General features: G+C 69.4%; 23 protein-coding genes. 13 read left to right on the top strand and 10 right to left on the bottom strand.

The genetic code is table 11. The features are described 5' to 3' along the window. Window positions 1–37 precede the first annotated feature (37 nt). From K7W41_RS04850 to K7W41_RS04830, 5 genes are all read left to right on the top strand, one after another. The gene (locus tag K7W41_RS04850) at window positions 38–1213 is read left to right on the top strand and encodes a phosphopentomutase (protein WP_224605261.1); all 1176 of its coding nucleotides are present in this window, start codon (window positions 38–40) and stop codon (window positions 1211–1213) included. A 119-nt stretch (window positions 1214–1332) separates the two neighbouring features. Continuing rightward, the gene (locus tag K7W41_RS04845; RefSeq protein ID WP_380055865.1) at window positions 1333–1833 is read left to right on the top strand and encodes a hypothetical protein; all 501 of its coding nucleotides are present in this window, start codon (window positions 1333–1335) and stop codon (window positions 1831–1833) included. Between the two features lie 191 nt (window positions 1834–2024). After that, entirely contained in the window at window positions 2025–3377 is a 1353-nt protein-coding gene (hisD, locus tag K7W41_RS04840) for a histidinol dehydrogenase (protein ID WP_224605260.1), read from the top strand. Next, window positions 3374–4285, top strand: a complete 912-nt coding sequence (yedA, locus tag K7W41_RS04835; protein ID WP_224605259.1) for a drug/metabolite exporter YedA — start codon at window positions 3374–3376, stop codon at window positions 4283–4285. Before hisD ends, yedA begins: the two co-directional genes overlap by 4 nt. After that, the gene (locus K7W41_RS04830; protein ID WP_224605258.1) at window positions 4282–4872 is read left to right on the top strand and encodes an antibiotic biosynthesis monooxygenase; all 591 of its coding nucleotides are present in this window, start codon (window positions 4282–4284) and stop codon (window positions 4870–4872) included. Before yedA ends, K7W41_RS04830 begins: the two co-directional genes overlap by 4 nt. Before the next feature lie 211 nt (window positions 4873–5083). Here K7W41_RS04830 and K7W41_RS04825 read toward each other — a convergent pair whose 3' ends face one another. From K7W41_RS04825 to K7W41_RS04810, 4 genes are all read right to left on the bottom strand, one after another. Next, window positions 5084–6103 (bottom strand): D-alanine--D-alanine ligase family protein, encoded by a 1020-nt coding sequence (locus K7W41_RS04825; RefSeq protein ID WP_224605257.1) that lies wholly within the window; start codon window positions 6101–6103, stop codon window positions 5084–5086. Window positions 6104–6280: 177 nt separating this feature from the next. Next, on the bottom strand, window positions 6281–6640 hold the full coding sequence (locus K7W41_RS04820) for a tRNA-binding protein (RefSeq protein ID WP_224605341.1): 360 nt from the start codon (window positions 6638–6640) through the stop codon (window positions 6281–6283). After that, the gene (locus tag K7W41_RS04815; RefSeq protein WP_224605256.1) at window positions 6640–7563 is read right to left on the bottom strand and encodes a DMT family transporter; all 924 of its coding nucleotides are present in this window, start codon (window positions 7561–7563) and stop codon (window positions 6640–6642) included. Before K7W41_RS04815 ends, K7W41_RS04820 begins: the two co-directional genes overlap by 1 nt. Before the next feature lie 160 nt (window positions 7564–7723). Further along, the gene (locus K7W41_RS04810) at window positions 7724–8719 is read right to left on the bottom strand and encodes an IS110 family RNA-guided transposase (RefSeq protein WP_224605255.1); all 996 of its coding nucleotides are present in this window, start codon (window positions 8717–8719) and stop codon (window positions 7724–7726) included. Window positions 8720–9324: 605 nt separating this feature from the next. On the opposite strand from K7W41_RS04810, the gene K7W41_RS04805 reads away from it, so the two are divergent. The 3 genes from K7W41_RS04805 (at window position 9325) to K7W41_RS04795 (ending at window position 13524) form a co-directional block, all read left to right on the top strand. Beyond that, the gene (locus K7W41_RS04805) at window positions 9325–11043 is read left to right on the top strand and encodes an ABC transporter substrate-binding protein (RefSeq protein ID WP_224605253.1); all 1719 of its coding nucleotides are present in this window, start codon (window positions 9325–9327) and stop codon (window positions 11041–11043) included. Window positions 11044–11450: 407 nt separating this feature from the next. After that, entirely contained in the window at window positions 11451–12473 is a 1023-nt protein-coding gene (locus tag K7W41_RS04800; protein WP_224605251.1) for an ABC transporter permease, read from the top strand. A 28-nt stretch (window positions 12474–12501) separates the two neighbouring features. After that, entirely contained in the window at window positions 12502–13524 is a 1023-nt protein-coding gene (locus tag K7W41_RS04795) for an ABC transporter permease (protein WP_224605249.1), read from the top strand. Between the two features lie 241 nt (window positions 13525–13765). Here K7W41_RS04795 and K7W41_RS04790 read toward each other — a convergent pair whose 3' ends face one another. After that, the gene (locus K7W41_RS04790; protein ID WP_224605247.1) at window positions 13766–14212 is read right to left on the bottom strand and encodes a hypothetical protein; all 447 of its coding nucleotides are present in this window, start codon (window positions 14210–14212) and stop codon (window positions 13766–13768) included. Beyond that, a complete protein-coding gene (gene ygfZ, locus K7W41_RS04785) occupies window positions 14205–15086 on the bottom strand; it encodes a CAF17-like 4Fe-4S cluster assembly/insertion protein YgfZ (RefSeq protein WP_224605246.1) in 882 nt (293 codons plus the stop codon). Before ygfZ ends, K7W41_RS04790 begins: the two co-directional genes overlap by 8 nt. A gap of 90 nt (window positions 15087–15176) precedes the next feature. Between ygfZ and K7W41_RS04780 the strand changes: the two genes are divergently transcribed. The 3 genes from K7W41_RS04780 to K7W41_RS04770 all read left to right on the top strand — a co-directional run bounded on the left by K7W41_RS04780 (window position 15177) and on the right by K7W41_RS04770 (window position 18965). After that, a complete protein-coding gene (locus K7W41_RS04780; protein ID WP_224605242.1) occupies window positions 15177–16829 on the top strand; it encodes an adenine deaminase in 1653 nt (550 codons plus the stop codon). An 85-nt stretch (window positions 16830–16914) separates the two neighbouring features. Beyond that, the gene (locus K7W41_RS04775; protein WP_224605240.1) at window positions 16915–18561 is read left to right on the top strand and encodes a sensor domain-containing diguanylate cyclase; all 1647 of its coding nucleotides are present in this window, start codon (window positions 16915–16917) and stop codon (window positions 18559–18561) included. 20 nt (window positions 18562–18581) lie between these two features. Next, the gene (locus K7W41_RS04770; protein ID WP_224605238.1) at window positions 18582–18965 is read left to right on the top strand and encodes a 2Fe-2S iron-sulfur cluster-binding protein; all 384 of its coding nucleotides are present in this window, start codon (window positions 18582–18584) and stop codon (window positions 18963–18965) included. 211 nt (window positions 18966–19176) lie between these two features. Here K7W41_RS04770 and K7W41_RS04765 read toward each other — a convergent pair whose 3' ends face one another. Genes K7W41_RS04765 through K7W41_RS04750 form a run of 4 tightly spaced genes read right to left on the bottom strand, consistent with a single transcriptional unit; the run spans window position 19177 to window position 22131 of the window. After that, the gene (locus K7W41_RS04765; RefSeq protein ID WP_224605236.1) at window positions 19177–19968 is read right to left on the bottom strand and encodes a DUF421 domain-containing protein; all 792 of its coding nucleotides are present in this window, start codon (window positions 19966–19968) and stop codon (window positions 19177–19179) included. Next, complete coding sequence (locus K7W41_RS04760; protein WP_224605234.1) at window positions 19958–20140, bottom strand: hypothetical protein; 183 nt, start codon at window positions 20138–20140, stop codon at window positions 19958–19960. Before K7W41_RS04760 ends, K7W41_RS04765 begins: the two co-directional genes overlap by 11 nt. Window positions 20141–20146: 6 nt before the next feature. After that, on the bottom strand, window positions 20147–21175 hold the full coding sequence (gene mltG / locus K7W41_RS04755) for an endolytic transglycosylase MltG (protein WP_224605232.1): 1029 nt from the start codon (window positions 21173–21175) through the stop codon (window positions 20147–20149). Beyond that, a complete protein-coding gene (locus tag K7W41_RS04750) occupies window positions 21172–22131 on the bottom strand; it encodes a carbohydrate kinase family protein (RefSeq protein ID WP_224605231.1) in 960 nt (319 codons plus the stop codon). The genes mltG and K7W41_RS04750 overlap by 4 nt, the downstream gene beginning before the upstream one ends. Window positions 22132–22229: 98 nt before the next feature. Here K7W41_RS04750 and K7W41_RS04745 point away from each other — a divergent pair, with 98 nt between their 5' ends. Both K7W41_RS04745 and K7W41_RS04740 read left to right on the top strand, forming a co-directional pair. Further along, on the top strand, window positions 22230–22769 hold the full coding sequence (locus K7W41_RS04745; RefSeq protein ID WP_224605230.1) for a hypothetical protein: 540 nt from the start codon (window positions 22230–22232) through the stop codon (window positions 22767–22769). Beyond that, complete coding sequence (locus K7W41_RS04740) at window positions 22769–23974, top strand: sensor histidine kinase (protein ID WP_224605229.1); 1206 nt, start codon at window positions 22769–22771, stop codon at window positions 23972–23974. Before K7W41_RS04745 ends, K7W41_RS04740 begins: the two co-directional genes overlap by 1 nt. Window positions 23975–24183: the final 209 nt, after the last annotated feature.

Below are 24183 nucleotides of genomic sequence, written 5' to 3'. Positions count from 1 at the left end.
ACGGGGCGGGGGGGCCCATCTGGCCTACACTGAACACATGCTGCTGACGATCATCGTGCTGGATTCCGTGGGCGTGGGCGAGCTGCCCGACGCCGCGCGGTTTGGCGACGCCGGAGCCCATACCCTGAACCACACCCTGCAGGCCGCCCCCGCCGCGCTGCCCCACCTGGCGGCGCTGGGGCTGGCGCAGGTGCCCACCGTACAGACCAGCCCCCAGACGGTGCCCGCCGGGCCCGCCCAGGGTGCCTACGGCCGCATGCGCGAGGTCAGCCCCGGCAAGGACACCAGCACCGGCCACTGGGAATTCATGGGTGTGCAGCTGCAGCACCCCTTCCAGGTGTTCCCGGACGGCTTTCCGCCCGCCGTGATGGACCGCTTTGACGCCGCCACCGGCAAGGGCCACCTGTGCAACAAGCCCTACAGCGGCACCGACGTGATCCGCGACTTTGGCCCCGAGCACCTGAAAACCGGCGCCCCGATTGTGTACACCAGCGCCGACTCGGTGTTTCAGATTGCCGCCCACGAGGACGTGGTGCCGCTGGAGACCCTGTACGCGTGGTGCCAGGCCGCCCGCGAGATCCTGCAGGGCGAATACGCCGTGGCGCGCGTGATTGCCCGGCCCTTCCGGGGCGAGTTTCCCTTTGAGCGCGCGAACGAACACCGCAAGGATTACAGCCTGGTGCCGCCGCCCACCGTGCTGGACGCGGTGAAGGCCACCGGGCAGGCCGTGATCGGGATTGGTAAGATTCCCGATATCTACGCCCACCAGGGCTTTACCGAGGAAATTCACACCGACAGCAACGCCGACGGCGTCGCCAAGACGCTGGCCCGAATGCAGCAGGCGGCCAGTGAAGGCACCTCGGGGCTGATTTTCACGAACCTCGTGGACTTTGACAGCAAGTACGGCCACCGCCGCGATCCGGCCGGCTACAGCGCCTGCCTGGCCGAGTTTGACGCCGCGCTGCCCCGCCTGATCGCCGCCACACCCGAAGACGGCGCCCTGATCATCATCAGCGACCACGGCAACGACCCCACGTGGCACGGCAGCGACCACACCCGCGAACACGGCCTGCTGCTGATGCACCGCGCGGGCTGGGCCGGCGTGAACCTGGGCGAGCGCGCCACCTTTGCCGATGTGGGCGCCACGGTGGCCGAGGCGCTGGGGGCCCAGTGGCCGGGACCGGGTGAGAGCTTCTGGACGCGCCCGAGCTAAAAGAAGGGGCGTTTAGCCTCACCCTGTCGCTGGGCGGGCGCTACGCGGGCGAGCAGCACTGGGCGCTAAGCACCGAGCGCAGCGCCCTGGCCGCGCGGGTACAGACCGATTTTGGCGGCGTGCTGCCGGAAATCCGCCGCGTGCAGCACAGCCGCCTGCACCCCCGCCACCTCACCAGCCTGGGCTACGCCGAGGGCGACGGCCGGGGCCGCCCCAGTTTCGAGGTGCAGTTTGACCGCCGCGCGGGCCTGATTCACCTGCGCCAGGGCCGCGACGAGGCGTCAGCCCCGCTGGTCACCGAATATCACGACCCCGTGAGCCTGCTGCTGTGGCTGCGTCACCTCACCGCCCACGAGGGCGGCGGCCCCGAGCGCCTGGGCGCGCAGCTGACCGGCGGGCGCGTGCTGATTCAGCGCCTGCCGGACACCGAGGTGGGCGGCGTGCCCTGCACCGGGTATTTCCTGCGCCCGGGCAACGCCTATGTGTATGTCGAACAGGCCGAGCCCTGGCGCCTGCTCCGCCTGATTCAGCCCACCGATTTCGGCGCTGTAGAGGCCAATGCCCAGACCCCCAGCCGCCGCCCCGCCCCCGACCGCGAACGCCGCCGCCGCCGGGTGTAGGGCCCGGCCCTGGCCCCCACCCGTCCAAACAACCGTTAGGTTCCCGGCGACGACCACGCGCAGACTGAGTCGCCAGTCATACGTCGCCAGCCAGCGGCGGTGTTCGCCCTCCCACTGACCACTTCCCACTCCCCCACTGCCTTTCCCACCCCCCACAACCCACGCCCCACACCCCCCTCCTGGAGCCCCCCATGCAAGTCCTGCAAGGCCAAGACGCCCGGCGCGCCCTGACGCGCACCTTTAATGACCTGCCGGTGCCAGACGCCGTGCTGGCCCGCATCAAGTCCACCTTTGGCGAGCCTCTGAGCCCGGAAGCGGTGGTCGAGCGCCTGCTGGCCGACGTGCGCGCGCGCGGCGACGAGGCCCTGCGCGACTGGACCGAACGGCTGGACGGCCACCGGCCTGAGGCGCTGGCGGTGTCGGCCGCCGAGCTGGCGGCGGCCACGGTGGACGAGGCCCTGCACGACGCCATTCGCACCGCCATTGCCCGGGTGCGCGCCTTTTACGCGCAGCAGCCCGCCCACGGCTTTCTGAACCACGGCCCGGACGGCGCCCTGGGGCAGCTGGTGCGGCCTCTGGGGCGCGTGGGGGTCTACGTGCCCGGTGGACTGGCGCCCCTGATCAGCACGCTGATTCACACGGCGGTGCCCGCGCAGGTGGCAGGCGTGCCCGAGATCGTGGTGACCACGCCACCCGCCCGGGACGGCACGGTCCACCCGGCGATTCTGGTGGCGGCGCGGGAACTGGGGATTTCGCAGATCTTCAAGGTGGGGGGCGCGCAGGCCATTGGGGCGCTGGCCTACGGCACGCCCAGTATTCCCGCTGTGGACAAGATCGCCGGGCCCGGCAACCTGTTCGTGGTGATCGCCAAGCGCATGGTGTACGGCATGGCGGGCATTGAAAGCCTGCCCGGCCCCACCGAGACCCTGGTGGTGGCCGACGACAGCGCCTCGGCACGCTTTGTGGCCGCCGACCTGCTGGCCCAGGCCGAGCACAACGGCGCCGAGCCGGTGCTGGTGTCCACCAGCCGCGAGTTGCTGCTGGCTGTGCAGGCCGAACTGCACGGCCAGCTCGAAGCCCTACCCGAACCCAACCGGAGCTGGGCGCGCGATTCGGTTCTGGCGCGCATGAAGGTGGTGCTGGCGGGGTCGCTGGACGAGGCCCTGGACCTCGCCAACCTGTACGCCCCCGAGCACCTGTGCCTGCTGACCCGCGACCCCTGGCGCCTGCTGGGGAGGGTGCAGCGCGCGGGCGGCGTGTTTCTGGGCGAGGCCAGCATGGAGGCCCTGGGCGACTACGTGGCGGGCCCCAGCCATGTGATGCCCACCGGGGGCACCGCCCGCTTCATGAGCCCAGTGAACGTGCGCGACTTCCAGAACATCATCTCTGTGGTGGGCCTGAACGAGGGGGCGCTGCGCCGCATTGGCCCGGCCGGGGCGCTGCTGGCCCGCGCCGAGGGCCTGGAAGCCCACGCCCGCGCCATCGAAAGCCGCCTGAGCCCTGAAGCCGAGGGAAGCCCTCCCGGCGCCTTTCTGCCCACATGACCCCGGCCGCGCGCCCGGCGCCCGCCGCGCTTACCCCCGCCGTGCTGCTGTGCCTGGGGCTGGTGTACGTGGTGTGGGGCAGCACGTATTTCGGCATCAAGGTGGCGATTGAAACCTTGCCGCCGCTGGGCATGCTGGCCGCGCGCTTTGTGGTGGCCGGGGCGCTGCTGCTGGCTGTGCTGCGCTGGCGCGGGGCGCCGTGGCCCACCGCCCGGGAATGGGGCGCCAGTGCCCTGGTGGGCACCCTGTTGCTGGGCGGCGGCACTGGGCTGGTCACGCTGGCCGAGCGCGACGCCAGCAGTTCGGTGGCCGCCATGATCATCGCCGTTTCGCCGCTGTTCGCCGCGCTGTTCGGGCGGCTGTGGGGCGAACGTACCGGCGGGCGCGAGTGGCTGGGCATTGGGGTGGGCCTGGCCGGCATTGCCCTGCTGAACGTGGGCGAACTGCGCGCCACACCGCTGGCGGCCCTGCTGCTGATCCTGGCGCCGATCTGCTGGACCTTCGGCAGCCAGTGGTCGCGGCGCCTGCCGCTGCCCGCCGGGCTGATGGGCAGCGCCGCCGAGATGCTCACCGGGGGCGCAGTGCTGCTGGCCCTCAGTGTGCTGCTGGGCGAACGCTGGGGCACCCCCAGCGCCGCCAGTCTGTGGGCGCTGCTGTACCTCACGGTGTTTGGCAGCCTGGTGGCGTACTCGGCGTACATGTACCTCGTGGCGCACACCCGGCCCGCGCTGGCCACCAGTTACGCCTACGTGAATCCGGTGGTGGCGGTGCTGCTGGGCGTGGGCTTTGGCGGCGAGCGCCTGGGCGCGCTGGGCTGGGTGGCCCTGGGGGTGATTCTGGCCGGGGTGCTGCTGGTGGCGTGGCCGCGCCGCACCAGCGACGGACCCCCGGCCGAGGGCGCCGCGTGACCGCCGAACCGGGCCTGCAATTCCAGGAGCACCAGCCCAGCGATCCCACCAGCTTGGTGATCCGGCGGCGCATTCGGCCCGGCCAGGAGGCCGCCTATGAAGCGCTGCTGACCGAAGCCAATGCGCTGCTGGCGGGCATTCCCGGCCACCGGGGCACCGGGGTCATTCGCCCGGCGCCCGGGGAACACGAATACACCCTGGTGGCCCGTTTCGACTCGCTGACCAGCGCCGCCGCCTGGGAGCTGTCCCCGGAGCGCGCTGCTTGGCTGGCGCGGGTCACGCCGCTGGTGGATGAGCAGCTGAGCTTTGAAAAACAGCCCGGGCTTGATTTCTGGTTTACGCCCCCCGCCGCCCCCAGCCTGCGCCAGCCGCCCCGGTGGAAGATGGCCCTGCTGACCCTGGCCGCGCTGTACCCGGTCAGCCTGGGGACGGGTTGGCTGTTCGGCACCGCCCTGGCCCCGTGGCTGGGCCACTGGCCCACGCCCCTGCATGTTCTGCCGCAGATGGTCGTGGTGGTGCTGTCCATGACCTATCTGGTGATGCCGGCCGTGACGCGCTGGGCGGCGGGCTGGCTGAGGGGGAAGTAGGGAGGGCAGGAAGCGGGAAGCGGTGCGCGGGAAAGGACGGGCCTGGAAGGCAGAGAGGTTGACGAAGAACGCGGGACCCCACCGGCCCCCGCCTTCTTCAACGCTCTCCTGAATGCCCCACAGCAGGGCCAAAGCGCGTCTTTCTTATCAAGCCCAAGGGTGTTCCTGCATCCCGCAACCCCCGCCCCGCAACCCCCGCCCCGCACCCCCCTCACCTCTCCTCTAACGCCAGTTGCACCAACCTCGTCACCAGTTCGCTGTAGCTTAGGCCCGCCGCCTCGAACAGCTTGGGATACATGCTGGTGGTGGTAAAGCCGGGCATGGTGTTGACCTCGTTCAGCAGCAGTTCGCCGGTCTGTTCCAGGTAGAAGAAATCCACGCGGGCCAGCCCCGCGCAGTCCAGGGCGCGGAAGGCGGTCAGGGCGGTCTGGCGGGCCTGCTCGGCCACCTCGGGGGGCAGGGGCGCGGGGATATGCATGGCCGCGCGGCCCTCGGTGTACTTGGTTTCGTAGTCGTAGAACTCGGCCTCAAAGCGCAGTTCGCCCACCGGGCTGGCGATGGGCGCGTCGTTGCCCAGAATGCCCACCTCGATCTCGCGGGGCTTGTGGGCGGTCATGGCTTCCAGAATCACGCGGCGGTCCAGGCTGAACGCCAGCTGCAGGGCGCCGTCCAGTTCGGCGGGGGTGCCCACCTTGCTGATCCCCACGCTGGAGCCCAGGTTGGCCGGCTTGACGAACAGGGGGTAGCCCAGGTCGGCGGCGCGCGCCCGCACGGCGTCCGGGGTCTGCTGCCACTCGCGCCGGACCGCCAGCCGCCACGCGACCTGGGCAATCCCGGCCGAGGCCAGCACCTGTTTGGTCATCACCTTGTCCATGCTGACCGCGCTGCCCAGCACGCCGCTGCCCACAAAGGGAATGCCGGCCAGGGTCAGCAGGCCCTGAACGGTACCGTCCTCGCCCATGGGGCCGTGCAACAGCGGAAACACCGCGTCGTACCCCTCGGCACTGGCGGCGCGGTGCAGCACAAGGTCGCCCCCCACGGGCGCCGCCCCCTGCTCCAACGCGCGGACCGTTTCGGTGGGCGGCAGCCAGCGCCCCTGCTTGCTGATCACCACGGGTGTCACGTCGAACTGGTCGCGCGGCAGGGCGCCCAGCACGCTGCGGGCGCTGAGCAGGCTGACCTCGTGTTCTCCAGACTGGCCCCCAGCCAGCAGCAAAATGCGCTTCTTCACGCGGCGCAGTATGCCACGGCCTTCCTGGGCCCGCCCCCTGCGGAGATAGCGTCTTCTTGCTGGCCTGTCTATAGAGCATAGTCGGCCCTCTCCTCGCACCTCGCCACTCCACCACCTGCCACGCTTCATCGAAAGGGGGTAGGCCGCGTGCGGCCTACCCCCTTGATCCTCCGACGTTTAGAACACTTTCCCGCCGATTTTGGCCTCATGTGCTGGGACCAAGACGGTCGCTTCGCCACTGGCCGCGCCGGGGAACTGCACCCCCAGAATCAGCACCTCCGACATGACAGCTCCAATCTGGCGCGGCTCGAAGTTCAGCACACCCACTACCTGCCGACCCACCAGGTCGTCAGAGGCGTGCTGGGTAAAGCGCCCAACACTGACTTTCCGGCCAAATTTCCCAAAATCGATGGTCAACCGGTACGCCGGCCGGGGCGCACTGGGTTCCAGCACGGCTTCCACGATCCGGCCCAAGCGAATGTCCAGGCGGCCCAGAGTGTCTTCAAACGCCACGATGTCTTTCCGTTCGGTTGCCATCACGCACCACGCTCCTTGTTCCACACTCGGGTAAACCACCCTACACTCACCACCAGAAGGCCTGCGCCCAGCAGGTTCAACGGCAGGAGCCGTTCACCCAGAAACACCCCAGCCAACACGACCGCCACCAACGGTTCGAGCAGGGTCAACACACTGGCGAAGGTCGCTGGCGTGGTACGCAGCCCCCGCAGGAACACCACATACCCCAGAGCCGTCGTCACGACACCCAGGTACACCAGCAACCCCCAGGCAGACCAGGGCACGGCCATGAGTGTGATCCCCTCCCGCAGTGCGAGCGGAAGCAGCAACACCGTGGCCACCGAGAACGCCGCGGTTAACGACACGAGCGGCGAGGCCAGGGGCGCGAGGGCGCGGCTGACGACCGTGAGGGTGGCATAGCTCAGTGCCGCCCCGAGCGCCCAAGCGGCCCCGACCAGAGGCCGCGTCCCAGCAGACTGCGCGGCCCCGGGTTGGTAGACGAGCAGCGCCGCGCCACACAGCGCCGCGCCGAGCAGGAGCACGGCCCTGAGCGGCAGCCGTTCTCGGAACACCACAGCGGACAGGACGGCTACCCAGACGGGCGCGGTGCACAGGGCGATCAAGGCAGCGACAGCCACCCCAGCCTCCTGGATCGCCGCAAACAAACACACCTGATACGCGGCGGTGGCCAGCCCCATCAAGGCAGCCAATCCAATGAAAGGGCCGGTCAGCTTGAAGGTTTGAAACTGTCGGAGGAGGACGGAGGCAGTCACCAGCGCGGGCACGGCCAGGGCAACCCGGATAAGCCCGACCGTCAGGGCACTGAGATCCGTCAGACGGTAGAGCGAAGCCACCGTGACACCGACCGTGCCCCAGAGCACGGCACTGAACAGAATCAGCAGCACGCCAAAGGACATGGGCGCGCGAACAGCGGAAATGGACATGAATTCTCCCAGAAGACGAGAAGGTGAAGTCTTCAGGGGCAAGCGCAACGATGGAGCAGCGCATGACCCTCAGGGGTCGCGCGTGGTCTCTGCACTCGCCCCGCCTTACGCGAGGGGTGCAGGCGGGGGAAGAATGTCGTAACCCATCGTTGACATGGGCCTACTGTAGCGCAGGACGAACATAGGTTTCGCTATAGGGTAGACCTGACTTCACAACAGCAAGGCCCGTTCGCAACAATTTGCGGCCCAAGGCGATGAGTGCCACCTTCGGGGGCTTCCCCTGAGCACGTAAATGTCGGTAATACTGTCCCAAACGGCCTTTCCCATGCTTGACGCCAGCGGCAGCAAGATAGGCGGTCCGCCGCAATGAAGCATTGCCGATTTTGGAGATGCGCCCTCGTCCCTGAACGCTGGTGCCGGACTGGTAGGCTGCCGGAGCAATACCAGCATAGGCGGCGATTTCCGCTCCAGTGTCCATCAACGCGAAGGCGTCCGTCTCTGCCAGCACACTGGCGGCCGTCAGGAAGCCATAGCCAGGAATGGTCATCAACAAGGTGAGGGGTTTGCCTAAGGCTTCGTCCGTTTGCACAAGGTCGTTCATGGCTGTTTCGAGAGCCACAATCTGTGCTTTCAGGAACGCGATGCGTTCCTGCACGAGACGAAGACTCACCGTGCTCCCCCAAGCGCGGTGTTGAGCCGCATGCAAGCGGCCCTGCTCTGAACTCAGCATCTGGGTAAGGGCGGTTCGTTCACGAACCAGAATTTTGAGTTCTTGAAGTGCGGGACTGGGAGGGGACCAAGCGTTCGGCTGAGCTCGAACACCATAGAGAGCGATGGTTCGGGCGTCCATCGAATCGGTTTTGCCCCGCAGCATCTCAGAGCGCGCGAAATAACGGATGCGGGTTGGATTCACCACACTGACCGTGCAACCCACTTGGAACAGGTGTTGAGCACAGTGTTCCCAGTACACCCCAGTCGGCTCCATGACAACGTGCAGCTCTTGTGGAGCTGCGCCAGCTTTATGTGCCCAGCGCAACACGCGGTCAAATCCGGCTGGTGTGTTGGGCAAGTTCGACAGGGCATGCCCTGTTCCGTCATCCCGCAGGAGATGAGCGCAGAAGGTGTCTTTGGCCATATCCAGTCCCAGAACATGCATCACAAACCTCCACAGTGAGTGTCATGATCGTCAGGTCGTGCTCTCTCGGAACTGGCTCTTATGGTTCAGACTTGGTGGTCTCGGATAGCGTGCAGTCTGCGAGGAGAGCGCTGGAGCTGGCCAAAATCTCCGCAACGACCTTGGTGGGTCTAGGGAGGGCAGAGGCTTGAGGGCTCCAGCTGGCCTGCACCTCCATTCTGATCAGGAATGGCCGCCTGGCCTAAGACATAAGGAGGGCACGCCGCGCCGCCCCAGGTTGTGCCCAGCAGGGCTGATGAGGAAAACAAAGTGAGGGGCCGACCAAGAGGGCCGCGCCCAGGGCGCTGGAAGAGCCGCCTCATCCGCCGCAGGGCCAAAACGGACCGCGTGAGAAGCCGCACAGACCCGGATGAGAGCCTGGCGCCGCCTGGCCCGGACCTGTCCCCATAAGCCGCGCCGAAACGCTGGACAGCCCCGGTCAGCGGCCGGACGCACGTCACACCATCCCCAAACCTCCTGCGCTATGATGCGCGCGATCAAACCACCGACAGCCTGTCACGGGGCCTACTGTGCATTTCGTCTTCACTGCCCGCGCCCGCTGTCAAACGTAGCTCTACGGAGGCTCAATGAAGAAGATCGCTGCACTGACCGCCCTGCTCGCCCTGACCACCGCCCTGGCCGTTGCCCCCAAAGACACCCTGGTGGAGCAGACCGCTGCGGACATCCCCACGATGGACCCTGGTGTCACCTACGACACCGCTTCGGGCGCCGTGGTGGAAAACATGTACGAAACCCTGCTGACCTACAGCGGGGCCAGCCTGACCAAACTCGAGCCCCTGCTGGCCACCAAGTGGACCATCAGCAACGGCGGCAAGACCTACACCTTCGACCTGCGCAAGAACGTCAAGTTCCACTCGGGCAACACCTTCAACTGCGCCGACGCCGAATACACCTTCGAGCGCAACCTGGTGACGAACTCGGCCGAGTCCGGCAACTGGTTCATCGCCGAGTCGCTGCTAGGCACGGGTGCCAACGCCAACGACGACAAAACCATCACCTGGGCGCGCATTGACAAGGCCGTGGAGTGCAACAGCGCCGGCCAGCTGGTGTTCAACCTGCCTTCGGTGGACCCCGCGTTCCTGGCCAAGCTGGCCTACACCGGCCAGAGCATCGTGGACCGCGAGTACGCCATCAAGATTGGCGAGTGGAAGGGCACCGAAGCCGACTGGAAGAACTGGGTGGGCAAAGACCTGACCAACTCCAACCTCAGCAAGGCCCCCAGCGGCACGGGCGCCTACAAGTTCGTGCGCAAGGACGCCAACGCCTTCCTGGCCACCGCGTTTGACGGCTACTGGGGCAAGAAGCCGGCCATCAAGAACGTGATCATCCAGAAGGTGCCGGAACTCGCGGCCCGTCAGCAGGCCTTCCTGCGCGGCGACGCCGACATCATCGAGGGCGGCGGGCGCGCCGTGGACGAAGAACAGATCAAGGGCAAGCCCGGCGTGGCCTGGATGGACAACCTGCCCAACACCACGGCGACCGCCATCTTCATGAACCAGAACATCAAGAGCTCTGGCGCACTGGGCAGCGGCAAGCTGGACGGCAAGGGCATTCCGGCGAACTTCTTCAAGGACGCCAACGTGCGCCGCGGCTTCTCCTACGCCTTTAACTACGCGCAGTACATTGCCGACGTGCAAAAGGGCAAGGGCAAGCAGCGCACCATGCTGTTGCCGGACACCTTCCCCGGCTACGACGCCAAGATCGGCACCTACAAGTTTGACGCCAAGCAGGCCGAAACCTACCTGCGCCGCGCCTGGGGCGGGCAGCTGTGGAAGAACGGCTTCGTGCTGAACGCCAACTACCGCGCGGGCAGCGTGCCGGCCCAGACGGCCATGGAAATCCTGAAGCGCAACATTGAAGCCCTGAACCCCAAGTTCAAGGTGAACATCTCGGCCAAGCCCTGGAGCGAAATGCTGTCCGACTCCAAGACGGGCAAGGAGCCGATGATCATCATCGGTTGGGCGCCGGATTACGCCGACCCCGACAACTTCATGTACACCTTCTACTCCAGCAACGGCTACTACTTCCCCCGCAGCAACTTCAAGGATGCCCAGGTGGACAAGTGGCTGGAGCAGGCCCGCAACACGGTGAACACCGCCGAGCGTAACCGCCTGTACAGCCTCGTGGGCAAGAAGGCCTACGAGCAGGCCCCCTTCATCCTGATTCCCGCAGGCGTGGGCTACAACTTCTTCCGTGACAACCTCGTGGGCGCGAGCAGCAGCAACTTCAACCCCATGATCAGCTTTGCAACGGGCACGTTCTGGAAGGAACTGAGCAAGAAGTAAGGCTTTGGCCCTCCCCAGGCGGGGGGGCCAGCACGGCCAGGGCAGCTCCGGTGTGGGCTGCCCTGTCGCCTTGGGCACAGGCCCTAACCATGGGGGCCCAGACGCGGGGGCCAGCGGGGCAGTGTGGCCCCCCGGCTAGAGCGTTTCTTAAGGGTTGCGGGCCCTGGACCACGGTCCAGGGCCCTGCGGGGCGGGCCACACACCGCGCTGGGCGCCGGGGCCTCCCGCTCCTGGCCGCGCTGCGGTCTGGCCGCGCACCTTTGCGCTGCCCGCCCGTCTTGGTCTACCCTAACGGGCGGATTCCATGCACGCGCCTCCAACTGTCGGATTTGTGACTCTTCACCTTCTCTCCCCCTGCGCCGCGCGCCGCCGAGGTGCGCGGGGCCGGAGCTTTCCCCGAGGGCTTCATGCTTAATTTCATCCTGAGGCGGGTCATCCAGATTCCTGTGGTGATGCTCGTCCTGTCCCTGATGATCGTTGGCCTGACGCAGCTGCTCACGCCCGAGCAGCGCGCCGCGCCGTACATCCGCAGCGAGCAGCAGGCCGCGCGGCTGCAACAGATCATCGAGCAGCGCGGCTTGAATGACCCTTTCCCAGTGCAGTACAGCCGCTGGCTGACGGCCACCCTGAAAGGCGACCTGGGCTATTCCAAGGCCAGCAGCCAGGACGTGATCGTGACGATCAAAGAGCGGCTGCCCCGAACCATTGAGCTGACACTGGTCACGGCCATTCCTATTCTGCTGCTCAGCATCTGGCTGGGCACCCTCAGCGCCCTGCACAAGGACAAGTTCATTGACCAGGTGCTGCGTGTACTGGTGGTGCTGGGCTACAGCCTGCCCAGTTTCGTGGTCGGCATTCTGCTGCTGGCCATCTTTTACGGTTACCTGGGCGTGCTGCCGGGTGCCGGGCAGGTGAGTGTGCTCAACCAGTTTGCCCTGGCCGATCTTCAGCGCTACACCGGCCTGCTGACTGTGGACGCGGCCCTCAACGGACGCTGGGACATTGCCTGGGACGTACTGCAGCACCTGATTCTGCCGGCCCTGACCCTGGTGATCGTGCTCAGTGCCAGCATCATCAAGGTGATGCGCAACAACATGCTTGAGGCGCTGACCAGCGACTACGTGCGCACGGCCCGCGCCAAGGGCCTGTCCAGCCGCGTGGTGAACAACAAGCACGCCCGGCGCAACGCCCTGCTGAGCATCGTGACGCTGGCGGGCTTTCTGATCATTGGCCTGCTGAGCGGGTCGCTGATTACGGAAACCATCTTCGCCTACCCCGGCATTGGCCAGTGGGTGGTGCAGGCCGCGCAGGGCGTGGACCTGGCGGCCGTGCTGGGCTTTGCCATGCTCTCGGCCATCATCGTGGTGGTGGTGAGCACCGTGGTGGACATTCTGTACGGGGTTATTGACCCGCGCGTGAGGTTCGACTGATGCCCCGCCCCGCTTTCTGGAGGACCGCATGACCACCGCTGTCGCCCCCACCACCAAAGACCGCAGCAGCTGGCAGCTGTTTTGGACCAGCCCGGCCATCCGCAAGCTGCGCCGCAACCCCTTGGCCATCACGGGCCTGATCGTCACCCTGCTCTTTGGGCTGATGGCCCTGTTCGCCCCGCTGATTGCCAAACCCAGCGGCAACTGCCTGCGCGACCTGAACATCACCCAGGCCAGCGAGGTGTACAACCCGGTGCACGCCGCTTTCTGGCAGGCCACCCTCACCCCGCCCAAGAGCTGCTACCTCATTGAGCGCCTGAGCTTTCAGCAGCAGCCCACCGCCCCCAGCCGCGAAGCGATCTTCGGCACGGTGAACGGCTACAACATCTTCTACGGCCTGGTGTGGGGCACCCGCACGGCGCTGAAACTGTCGTTCATTATTGTGGGCATTACCCTGCTGATCGGCGTGATTATTGGCGCGATCAGCGGCTACTACGGCGGATGGATTGACAACCTGATTCAGCGCTTTATTGACGTGCTGTTCGCACTGCCCCCGCTGATCCTGACGGTGGTGATCCTGACTATTCTGCGCGCCCGGTTCTCGGGCGGCGGCGATGACTATGACCCCACCATTCCCATGATCGTGGCCTTCTGCATTACTGGCTGGGCCAGCTACGCCCGACTGATCCGCGGTGAAGTGCTGCGCACCCGGCAACTGGAGTACGTGGACGCCGCCCGCAGCCTGGGCGCCCGCGACTTCCGCCTGATCATGAAGCACGTGGTGCCCAACAGTGTGGCCGCCGTGTTCACCACCGCCGTGCTGGACCTCGCCACGGTGCCCCTCAGCATCGCCGGCCTGTCGTTCCTGGGCCTGGGCTTTGACACGGGCTACTCTGAATGGGGCCAGCTGGTGGACTTTGCCCGCGCGTGGCTGAAGCCCGACTACTGGTACGTGCTGGTCTACCCAGCGGTGTTTATCGTGCTGTTCAGCCTGGCGTTTAACCTCTTTGGCGACGGTCTGCGCGACGCGCTGGACCCCAAGTCCCGCTAAAGCCTTCTCATACGACTTCCGAAAAATTCCGTAACGTGTTACGGAATTTTTCCGACCGGAGGGAGAGGGAAAAAGGACGGATTTCCGGGAATTGAAGGAACATCCAGTTCTTTTCTGGATGTTACGGAAATGGACGGCAGTCCGTATCAGCAGCGCCGCGCCCGAAATCTTGGGCGCGGCGCTTTTCTTCGCTTGGGCCAGGAAGACAGAGTCAACGCCCCTCCTTCCCAGCTTGCCCGCTTCAACCGGGCTGCCCCTCTCCCGCTGGCCGGACCCAACCGGCCAGACTGCGCCAGACCACCCCATGCGCCAGCGCGGCCAGCACCAGGAGTGCCAGCACCAGGCCCCAGGTGGGGACAAAGGCGCCGGCCATCAGCAGCGGCACCCCTGGCACGCTGGCACTCTGAAACGCGGCGGTGAGGGCCGCCTGCGCCGCCGGAACGTCTGCCCGGCGGGCCGAGCGCCGGGCCAGCACATAGGCGGCCGCCGCCAGCCCGGCGGCCAGCACCGCCACGGCCACGCGGCTGCCCAGGGGCAGCGCCGCGCCGCCCTGGGCAGCCTGCACCAGCCCCACCAACACGGCCGGAACAGCGGCCTGGGCCACCCCCAGGCTGTAGGCCCGCCGGGCGGCCCGCTGCCGGGCGGCCGGGGTGCCCACGCGCAGGTCCCGGGCAAAGGCCTTAAGCATGGGCGCCCAGCAGCTGCACCGTGACGGCCACGTCGCCCACCTGCAGCGCCGCACCGGCCGGCAGGTCCTTGCGCACCCGGGCGAGGCTGGCGCCGCCCGCAAACAGCCCCGCCTGCCCCACCACGCGGCCCTCAAAGGTCACCTCATGGCCGGCCGGCCAGCCCGCGCCGCCCTGCCCCTGCAGCCGGGCAAGGTGGTAGCGAGTGTTGCCGCGCGCCTCCAGCCGGGCCATGATCTCCTGGCCCACGTAGCAGCCCTTACGGTAACTGATGGCCGGGAGCGGCCCCCCCAGGTCCAGGCCCACCTCCTGCGGCAGCGTGCCGGTCAGGGCGTCGCGGGTGATATCGGGTATCCCGGCCGCCACACGCGCCGCGTCCAGGTCGCTTAGGGGGACCTCATGGCCGCCCAGAGCCGCCAGCACGCCCGCCTCCTCGCGCGCCAGATAGTGCAGGTCCACGCCCGGGGTGCCGGTGCGGTTCACCCGGCCGCCCAGCACCGCCGCGCCGTTCAGGGTCAGGGATTGGGCGTCGCCACCCGCCGCGTCCCAGCCCGGCAGGTCATCCTGGCGCCACAGGTGCACGGTGCGCAGCTCGGGGGTGGTGTCCTGCACCTCCACCTGATCGAAGATGATGTAGCGCCGCAGCCGCGCGGCCAGGGCCGCCGCCTGTCCCTCGTCCAGATGGATGTACACGTCCCCCTCGCGGCGGTAGACCCGGGCAAACTGCTCAATCTGGCCGCGCACGTTCAGAAAGGCGCAGGGCACCAGCCCCGGCGTGGGGGCCGCGCGCAGGTGGTTGGTCATCTGGCCGTGCACGAAATCCACGCGGTCGGCGCCGGTCACGCGCAGGCTGCTGGACGGAATGGAAGTCCACATGCTGCCCAGGGTAAGGGACAGCCCCCGGGCGCATCTGTGCCCTGGGGAGGGGCGCTGGGGCTGGCGCTGCCGGCTGCCCTACACTGACGCATGGCAGGACACGCAGGCGGGGAGGATCGGCGGCAACTGGTGCGGGCGGCGCGGGGCGAGGTGCCCGGCGACTTGCTGGTGCGCGGCGCGCAGGTGGTGCAGCCCGCCACGGGCGAAGTCTTCGGCGCCGACGTGCTGGTGAGTGGCGGGCGCATTGCCGCGCTGGGCAGCGGCTTTCAGGCCGCGCGCACGGTTGAGGCGCGCGGCGCGTTTCTGGCCCCCGGCTTTCTGGACGCCCACGTGCACATTGAGTCCAGCCTGCTGACCCCGGCCGGGTTCGCCGCCGCCACCCTGCCGCGCGGCACCACCGCCGTGGTGGCCGAGCCGCACGAGGTGGTCAATGTGCTGGGCGCCTCGGGGCTGGCCTGGATGCTGGAGGCCGGGCGCCACTCGGGCCAGCGGGTGTGGGCCAGCGCGCCGTCGTGTGTGCCGGCCAGCGTGTTTGAACAGGGGGGCGCCTGTGTGGACGCTGCCCAGAGCGCGCAGATGCTGGCCATGCCGGGCGTGCTGGGCTTGGCCGAGATGATGAATTACCCCGGCGTGCTGGGCGGCGACCCCGGCGTGTGGGCGGTGCTGGAGGCGGGTCGGGCCTCGGGTCGGCGGCTGGACGGCCACGCCTCGGGGGTGGGGGGGCGCGACCTGCAGGCGTACGCCGCCGCCGGGCTCCACTCTGACCACGAGGCCACCACGCCCGAAGAGGCCCAGGAGCGCCTGCGCGCGGGCCTGTGGCTGATGGTGCGTGAGGGGTCGGCAGCGCGCAACCTGCAGGCCCTGCTGCCGGTGCTGCGCGCGGGCCCCCGGCGCGCCATGCTGGTCAGCGACGACGTGAGTGTGGATGAATTGCTGGAACTGGGCCATCTGGACCGCCTGCTGCGCGCCTGCGTGGCGGGCGGGCTGCACCCGGCCCACGCGGTGGCGCTGGTCACCTGCAACCCGGCCGAGTACTGGGGCCTGCACGACTACGGACTGGTGGCCCCGGGCCACCACGCCGACTTTGTGCTGCTGCGCGACCTGCAGCACTTTGAAGTGCTGGAGACCTTCGTGGGCGGCCAGGAGGCCCGCGCCGGGACCCACACCCCGCCGCTGGGCCGCGGTGGCGTGCAGCTGGGGCCGGGCTGGGACGCGGCCCGCTTCCAGGTGCCCGCCCACTGGCCGGTGATGCAGGTCCGCCCCGACCAGATCACCACCGGGGTGGGGGCCCCGGGCACGGGCGACGCCCGGCTGGTGGTGGCCGACCGCTATGGGCGCGGCGAGTGGGCCAGCTGCTGGACCTCTGGCACCGGGCTGACTGGCGCGACCCTGGGCATCAGCGTGCTGCACGACGCCCACCACGCCGCGTTCCTGGGCGGCACCGACGAGGACGTCCGGGTGGCGGGCCGGGCCCTGGAAGCCCTGGGGGGCGGCGCGGTGGTGGTCTCGGGCGAGCAGGTGCGCGCCCAGTTGCCCCTCCCCTACGCGGGCCTGATGACCGACCTGCCGCCAGCCCAGGCCGCCGCCGCCCTGGAGGCGATCACCGCTGCCTGCCGCGCGGCGGGGAGCACCCTGCCCTATCCCGTCACCACCCTCAGCTTCCTGGGCCTGAGCGTGATTCCGGCCCTGAAACTCACGCCGCGCGGCCTGCTGGACGTGGCGGCGTGGCGCCTGCTGGACTGACCCCCACCCCCAGCGGCATCTGGACAGGGGGGGCAAGCGGGGGTGGGGCCCAGAGACGGGCAAGCTCTACACTGCGCGCACAGCCATGTCTGCCCCGCCCTCCTCGCTGCCCCAGTGGCGCCCGCGCACATCCACGCAGGCGCTGCGGGCCTTTGCGGCGTCGCGGGCGTGGCTGCTCGCCGCGCTGCTGCTGACCCAGGCCCTCACACTGGCGGCGGCGCTCTGGGCCGAAGGGCAGGTGCAGGCGCGCGCCCGGCGGGCCCAGGCCCAGACCAACCTCAGCCAGCTGGCGCAGCTCACGGCGCTGAGCGTGCAGACCTCGCTGCAGGAGGCGGCGCATATGGTGCGCCTGGGCGAGGCCAACCTGCGCGCCGGGCTGCTGCGCCCGGACGACGCCGCGCAGACCCTGCAGAGTTTTGGCGCCTTGCTGGACAGCGTGCCGCAACTGGGCGGCGTGATGACCGCCGGGCCCGACGGCCGCTTTGTGTTTGCCCGGCGTGATGGGCCCCAGGGCCAGGGCCGTTTTACCCGGGTCATCGAGGTGCGCCCTGCCCGGCGCGTGACCAACCGCACCACGGACGCCGCAGGCCGACTGCTGCTGCAGTCACGGGCCGACGAGGGCTATGACCCCCGCACCCGCCCCTGGTACGCCCTGGCCCGGGCGCACCCCGGACAGGTGGTGTGGACCGAGCCTTACGTGTTCGCCTCGTCGCAGGCGCCGGGGGTCACGGCGGCGGTGGCCGGGCCCGGCGGGGTGGTGGTGGGGGCCGACGTGCAACTGCAGCAGCTGGTGTCGCTGCTGCAGGGCCTGCCGCTGCCCCCCCAGGGCCGCGCGTTTCTGGCCGACCCCCAGGGCCGCGCCATCGCCGCCTCCCGGGCGTGGCCGGGCGAAGCGGGCGGCGTGCCGCTGCTCTCGGCCGTGGCCGACGCCCCGCTGCAGGCCCTGCTGGACGCCCAGGGGCGGCCCCAGGTGTCGCGGCAGGTCCGCTGGATCACGCTGGAAGGCGAGCTGTACGCGGCGGTGGTGCAGCCGGTGGAGTTGCAACCCGGCGTGCAGTGGGTGGTGGGCGTGTACGGCCCGGCCCACGAACTGATGGGTGGGCCGGGCCGGCGCCGCGCGTGGCCCTTTGTGCTGCTGGTCAGCGCCCTGAGCGCCCTGCTGGCGTGGCCGCTGGTGCGCCGCGCCACCCGCCCCCTGGCCGAGTTGCAGCGCCAAGCCACCACCGACCCCCTGACCGGCCTGCCCAACCGCGCCAGCTTTCTGGCCCAGCTGGACGAAACGCTGCGCCAGCCCCCCGAAGGCGCCCTGGGCGTGGCAATTTTTGACCTGGACGGCTTTAAGGCCGTGAACGACACCTATGGCCACCCGGCCGGCGACGAGGTGCTGCACGCCGCAGGCGCGCGCATGCTGGCCGCCGCGCGCATTGGCGACACGCTGGGGCGCCTGGGGGGCGACGAGTTTGCCCTGATTGTGCAGGCGGGCAGCGCCGAGGAGGTGCGCCTGCGCGTGGAGGGGGTGCTTGACGCCCTGGGACGGCGCCCGGTGGTGGCGGCCGGGGTGGCGCACGCCCTGAGCACCACGGCGGGCCTCGCCTTCGTGCTGGCCGGTACCGCGCCCACCCCCAGCCTGATGCTGGCGCGCGCCGACAGCGCCCTGATCCGCGGCAAGCGGCGCGAAAAGGGCCGGGTCTGGGTGGACGGCGAGGTCACCATGCCCACCCTGTTCCGTTAGGGCGTGTCATGCTGGGGGCCATGACGCAGACGGTGACCGTGCAGGTGGAAGGCTACGGCGAGATTCAGGCGCACGCCGGGGAACGGCTGGTGCTGGCGCTGGAGCGCGGCGGGGTGGACATCCTGCACCGCTGCGGCGGCGTGGCGCGCTGCACCACCTGCCGCGTGAGCTTTCAGGACGGCGAGCCTGGCGCCATGACAGCCGCCGAATACGACAAGCTGCAGGAAAAGGGCCTGCTGGGCACCGCGCGGCTGTCCTGCCAGATCGAGTGCGCCCCGGACATGGCGCTGACCCCACTGCAAACCGCGCGCAGCAGCGGCCTGGAACCGGGTAAAGCCCCCGCCGAGCAGATTGAACCCGAGCCGGTTTGGACCACCCGCCCCGGCGCTTCCACCGAGGGGTAAGGGTTCAGGGGCAGGCATCGGGGAGCCCCTGAGAGCCGCGCCCAGAGCGGTGGAAGATTCCCTGTAGTCTTTGCCGCCGAGGCAAACTCAACGCTCTGCGGAGAGAAGGTTTGCGGCAAGAGAGCGCCCCAGGCCTTATCCCTGGGGCGCTCTGGCGTCTGTAGCTGGTGTGGGCGAAGACAGACCCACCGCCGGGGTTCCCCTCCCCTCTTCAGCGGGTGCCCGGCACCCCAGGGCCACGGCCGCCGCCTTCGCCGCGCTCCTCGGGGGCAGGGGGTTCGCCGGAACCCAGGGGGTCGGTGGTCGCCGGGGTCCAACGCGACTCACCGCAGCTGCAGGTCAGGGCCGCCAGCGGCCCGGCGGCGTCTGGCGCGGGGCGCACCTGCCCGCAGTTCAGGCAGGCCACCGGGCCCCGGTAGTCGTCGGCCGGGGTCAGTTCGCGGGGGGGTTCCAGATCCCAGGGCGGCACCACGGCCAAGCCAGGGGGCGGGTCCCCCGCATGGGTAAACACGGTCAGGGCGCCGTCCTGCTCGAAGTACAGGCGCTGCACCTGCCCCAGCTGGCGCACCCCCTGGGCCCGCAGGCGCTCAAAGACGTCCTCGCGGCTGAGGTTGGCGCGCACCATGGCCTGGCGGCTCAGCACGCCGTCGCGCACCAGTTCAATGGGCGTGCCTTCCACAAAGGTCTCGACCGCCTCGCTGTGAATCACCAGATGCGACATCAGGCGCTGCAGGGCCACCACCAGCGCCAGCACCAGCATGGCGTGCAGCAGCGGCACTTCGGGGTAGAACATCGGGTCGCCCGCCGCCGAACCCAGGCCAATCACGATGGCCAGTTCCAGCGGACTGAGCTGCGCCAGCCCCCGCTTGCCCGTAATGCGCAGCAGGAACACCAGCCACAGGAACATCAAGGTGGTGCGAAAGGCGATCTCCAGCAGAAACAGCGGCGGCACGTCCCCTAGGAACATGCGGCCCCAGTCGAACGGCACGGTCTCAGCGCCCACCAGGCACCTCCTCCGGGCGCAGACCCAGACCAGCGAGCAGCCGCGTACGGTCCCAGCCGGTCAGGGCGCTCAACTCTGCCAGCACCTGCTCAAACTCGGGGGTGCCCGGCGGCAGGGCGCGCAGCCGCGCCCACAGGGCGTTGCGCTCCTCTAAAAAGGCCCGCCGGGTCACGGCCGCCTACCGGTAGCGGGCGATATCGCGGTTGTGCTCCGCGAACGAGTGGTTCACGTAAATCTTGCGGTCCCGGCCATGCAGGAAGTACAGCGCCTCGCGGCCATCTTTCAGGGTGCGCTGGGGGTTCAGCACCGCCAGCAGCGCCGCCTGCCCGGGGTTGTTGATGGGCCCGGCGGGCAGCCCGGCGCGGGTATAGGTGTTGTAGGGCGTGTCACGCTTGAAATCCCCGGCCGGGCGGTCCAGTTCCGGCAGGTCCTTGCCCAGGCCGTAGGCCACGGTGGGGTCGCTGCCCAGGGCCATGGGCACCTTCAGGCGGTTGAGGAACACCCCGGCAATAATGGGCATCTCGCCGTCGCCCGCCGCCTCGGCCTGCACCATGCTGGCCAGCACCACCCAGTCGCGCACGCTCAGGCCCAGCGCCTTGGCCCGGGCCACATTGGCCGGGGTAAATTCCTGTTCCATGCGCGCCACCATCGTCTGCACGATGGTGCGGGCGCTGTCCTCCGGGCGGAACTCGTAGGTGGCCGGAAACACGAAGCCTTCGAGGTTACGCGCCTTGCCCGCGTGGCGCGACAGGCCCACGTCGTTCAGGGCCGCGCGCAGGGCCGCGCCGTCAAAGCCAGCCTTCTGGAAAATGGCGGGCAGGTCTTTCACCCGCCGCCCTTCGGGGATGGTCACGGTGACGGTGGGAATGCGCGCGGGCCCGGCCAGCTTGTCGGCCACCTGGGCCAGCGTCATGCGGCCACTGAGGTCGTACAGGCCCTCTTTCAACCGGCCAGCGGTGCCCTCGCGGCGCATGTACAGCCGCAGGGCGTCGGCATTTTTCACGATGCCCCTCTCCTGCAGCCGGGCCGCCACCCCCGCCAGCGTGTCGCCGGGCTGCACCTCCAGGGTGTAGGCGCCGCCCCCCGCCGGGGCCAGCAGGCTGCGCACGTACAGCGCCGCGCCGCCAGCCCCCAGCAGCAGCAGGGTCAGCAAGCCCAGCACCAGCCGCAGCCACAGGGGCGGCCCCGCCCGTTTCAGCCGGGTCATGCGCGGCCTCCACGCAGGCGGGCACGCAGATCGTCGTCGGCCGGGGGGCGGGCGCCAAAGCGGGCCACCACCCAGCCGCCCACCTGCACCGCCAGCTGCGCGGCCTTCACCGCGTCGCGGTGGGCCAGCCAGCCGGCCAGAAACGCGCCCCCAAAGGCGTCCCCGGCGCCCGTGGCGTCAATGGCACGGTCCTCGGTGGCGGGCACCTGCACGCGCGGCTGCTCTGGGCCCTCAATCAGCACGCCCTCGTCGTCCAGCTTCATCACGATCAAGGCGTGCGGGAACTGGGTGCGGAACCACGTCATGGCGTCCTCCCGGTCCAGGCAGCCGCTCATGGCGCGGGCCTCGTCATCGTTGGGAAACAGGATGTCAAAGGGCACGCCCGACAGCACCTGCAGGAAGTTGTCGCGCCCCATGCCCTGAATCATCTGAAAGCTGCCCGGGTCCAGGCTGAGGGTCGCGCCGCCCGCGCGCGCCAGCGCCGCTGCGTGCAGCGCCGCTGCCTGGGGAGGGTCGCGAAACAGGCTCCAGGCGGTCAGGTGCAGGTGCGCGGCGCCGGCCAGGGCACTGGTGGGCACCTCTTCCGGCAGCAGTTCCCAGTCGGCGCCCTGGCCGGTCAGCATGGCGCGCTGGCCCCGGCGGTCAATCAGGCCCAGAATCACGCCGGTGGGGTGCTGGGCGCTCAGGGTCAGGTGGGCGTCCACGCCCTCGGCACGCAGTTCGGCGGTGGCCAGTTCGCCAAAGCGGTCGCGGCCAATCTTGCCCACAAAGCGCGCAGGGTAACCCGCACGCTGGGCCCAGACGGCGAGGTTGGCGGCGCTGCCGCCGCCCGACAGCTCAATGCGGCCCGTGCTGTCGCCGCCGGGCAGCAGCAAAGTGTCGGGTTTGGCCAGCACGTCCCAGGTCAGGTCGCCCAGGGACACCAGCGGTGGGGGGGATGCAGTGTGGGCGGTCATGTCCGCCCCGCAGCATACCGCCCTGGCCTTCCCCCGCCAGGGGACGGCGGGGCGTTTCCCCCTTGAGGGGCGCCCCGCCCCCCGCTAGCATGGGCGGCGTGCGTTCTGCTTTGCCGCTGCTGCTGTGTGCCGCCCTGCTGGGCATGGGCGCGCAGGCGGTCGGGGCGCCCGCGCCCATGCCCTTTCCGTACGTGGGCCCCGCACGCAGCGCCGTGGGCCCGCTGCCGGCCCCCCGCCCAGGCGAGCGGCCCCTGCTGACCGTGCGCGGCCAGACCCCCGAAGCGCTGACCCTCTCGCAGCTGCGCGCGCTGCCGGCCACGCGTTACAACAGCACCCAGCCACAACTGGGCCAGAGCTTCGAGTACCGCGGGGTGCCGCTGCGCGACCTGGCGCGCCGGGGCGGCTTTGCCGGGCGCGACCTGCGCGTGACCGCCGAGGACGGCTTCGTGGCGATCATTGCCGCCAGCGACTACATGACGGCGCCCATCATGGTGGCCTACGAGGCAGGCGGAAAGCCCATTCCCACGCTGAAAAAAGGCCCGCTCTTGATCGTGTTTCCCCCGGACCCCCTGCGGTTTCCGCGCCGGCCCTACGGCAGCCAGTGGGTGTGGTTCGTGCGCAGCGTCGGCCCGCGCTGATGCGGCTGTGGCCGGCGGCGCTGGGGCGGCGCGACCTGCTGCTCGCGGCGCTGCCGGGCGTGCTGTCCACGGCCCTGCTGCTGGCGGCCTTTGCCCCGGCGCAGCGCACCCTGGCCAACCCGGCGAACTCCTGGACCGCCTACAGCTACGACTCTCTGCTCAACCGCGTGCACCTGTACGCCCTGGCGCAGCGCGATCCCCACGCCACCCCGGAAGAGGTGCGCGACCGGCGCGATCAGGCCCTCTCCAGCCTGGACACCCGCGCGGCCATGGAGCGGGAGTTTCAGGACCTGCCCACCCTGGAGGCGGACGCCGGGTACCGCATGGAGGAGCTGCGCGACCTGCTGCGCCGGGGCCGCCCAGCCGACACGGTCCAGGCGCTGGCCATTGCCCAGGCCCTGAACGCCTCGGCCCACAGCCGCCTGAACGCGTTGCGGGCCGAACTGCTGCGCACCCTGAACGCGATCAAGCTGAGCGTGGTGCTGACCGCCATCCTGACGGGTCTGATCAGCACCCTGCTGATCGCCCGGGCCCTCACCTCGGCGCGGCAGGCCCAGCAGGCCCGCCACGCCCGCGAGGCCCAGCACAAAGAGGCGCTGGGCATGGCCGCCCACGAACTGCGCCGGCCCCTGCAGGCCCTGCTGCTGGCCACCGACGCCCTGCGCGGCCAGGACAACCTGCGCGCCCGGGAAAAGCTGCTGCGCATCATTGAGGAGCAGGCGGCCTTTCTGGCGGCCCGCACCGAACTGGAGCGCCTGGACGGCATGTACGTGAACATCAGCCCCCGGCCCCAGCCCACCGATCTGGCCACGCTGCTGGCGGGCCTGGACAGCGAGCGGGTGCGGGTGCGCCGCCCCCCGGGGCCCGTGATGTGGACCGTGGACAGCGCGCAGGTGCGGCAGGTGGTGGAAAACCTGGTGGAAAACGCCCTGCGCTACTCGGCCGGGCCGGTGCAGGTGGTGCTGTGCGCGCCCACCGACACCAGCGGCCCGCTGATCCGGGTGCTGGACCGGGGCCCGGGCCTGCCGCCCGAGCAGCGCGAGGCGGTGTTCGCGGCAGGCCATGACCGCCCGCGCGTGGCCAGCGGGCGCGGCCTGGGCCTGCCCCTGGCGCGCCGGCTGGCCCGCGCCAACGGCGCCGACCTCACGCTGCACGAGGCCCAGGGCGGCGGCCTGGAAGCCCGGGTGGCCTTCGGGCGGGGGTAAGGGAAGCAGCCAGCAGGCCCATCTGCACCACCCGCTTTGATACGGCTTCCGAAAAATTCCGTCATACCTGACGGAATTTTTTCGACCGGAGGGAGAGGGAAAAAATACGGATTTCCGGGAATTGGAGGAACATCCAGTTCTTTCCTGGATGTTACGGAAATGGACGGAATCCGTATGAGACCCACTTTGGGACCCACAGGTCCAGCCCG

It is taken from the genome of Deinococcus multiflagellatus (assembly GCF_020166415.1).
GTDB lineage: Bacteria > Deinococcota > Deinococci > Deinococcales > Deinococcaceae > Deinococcus > Deinococcus multiflagellatus.
This window is presented reverse-complemented; position numbering and strand designations above follow the sequence as displayed.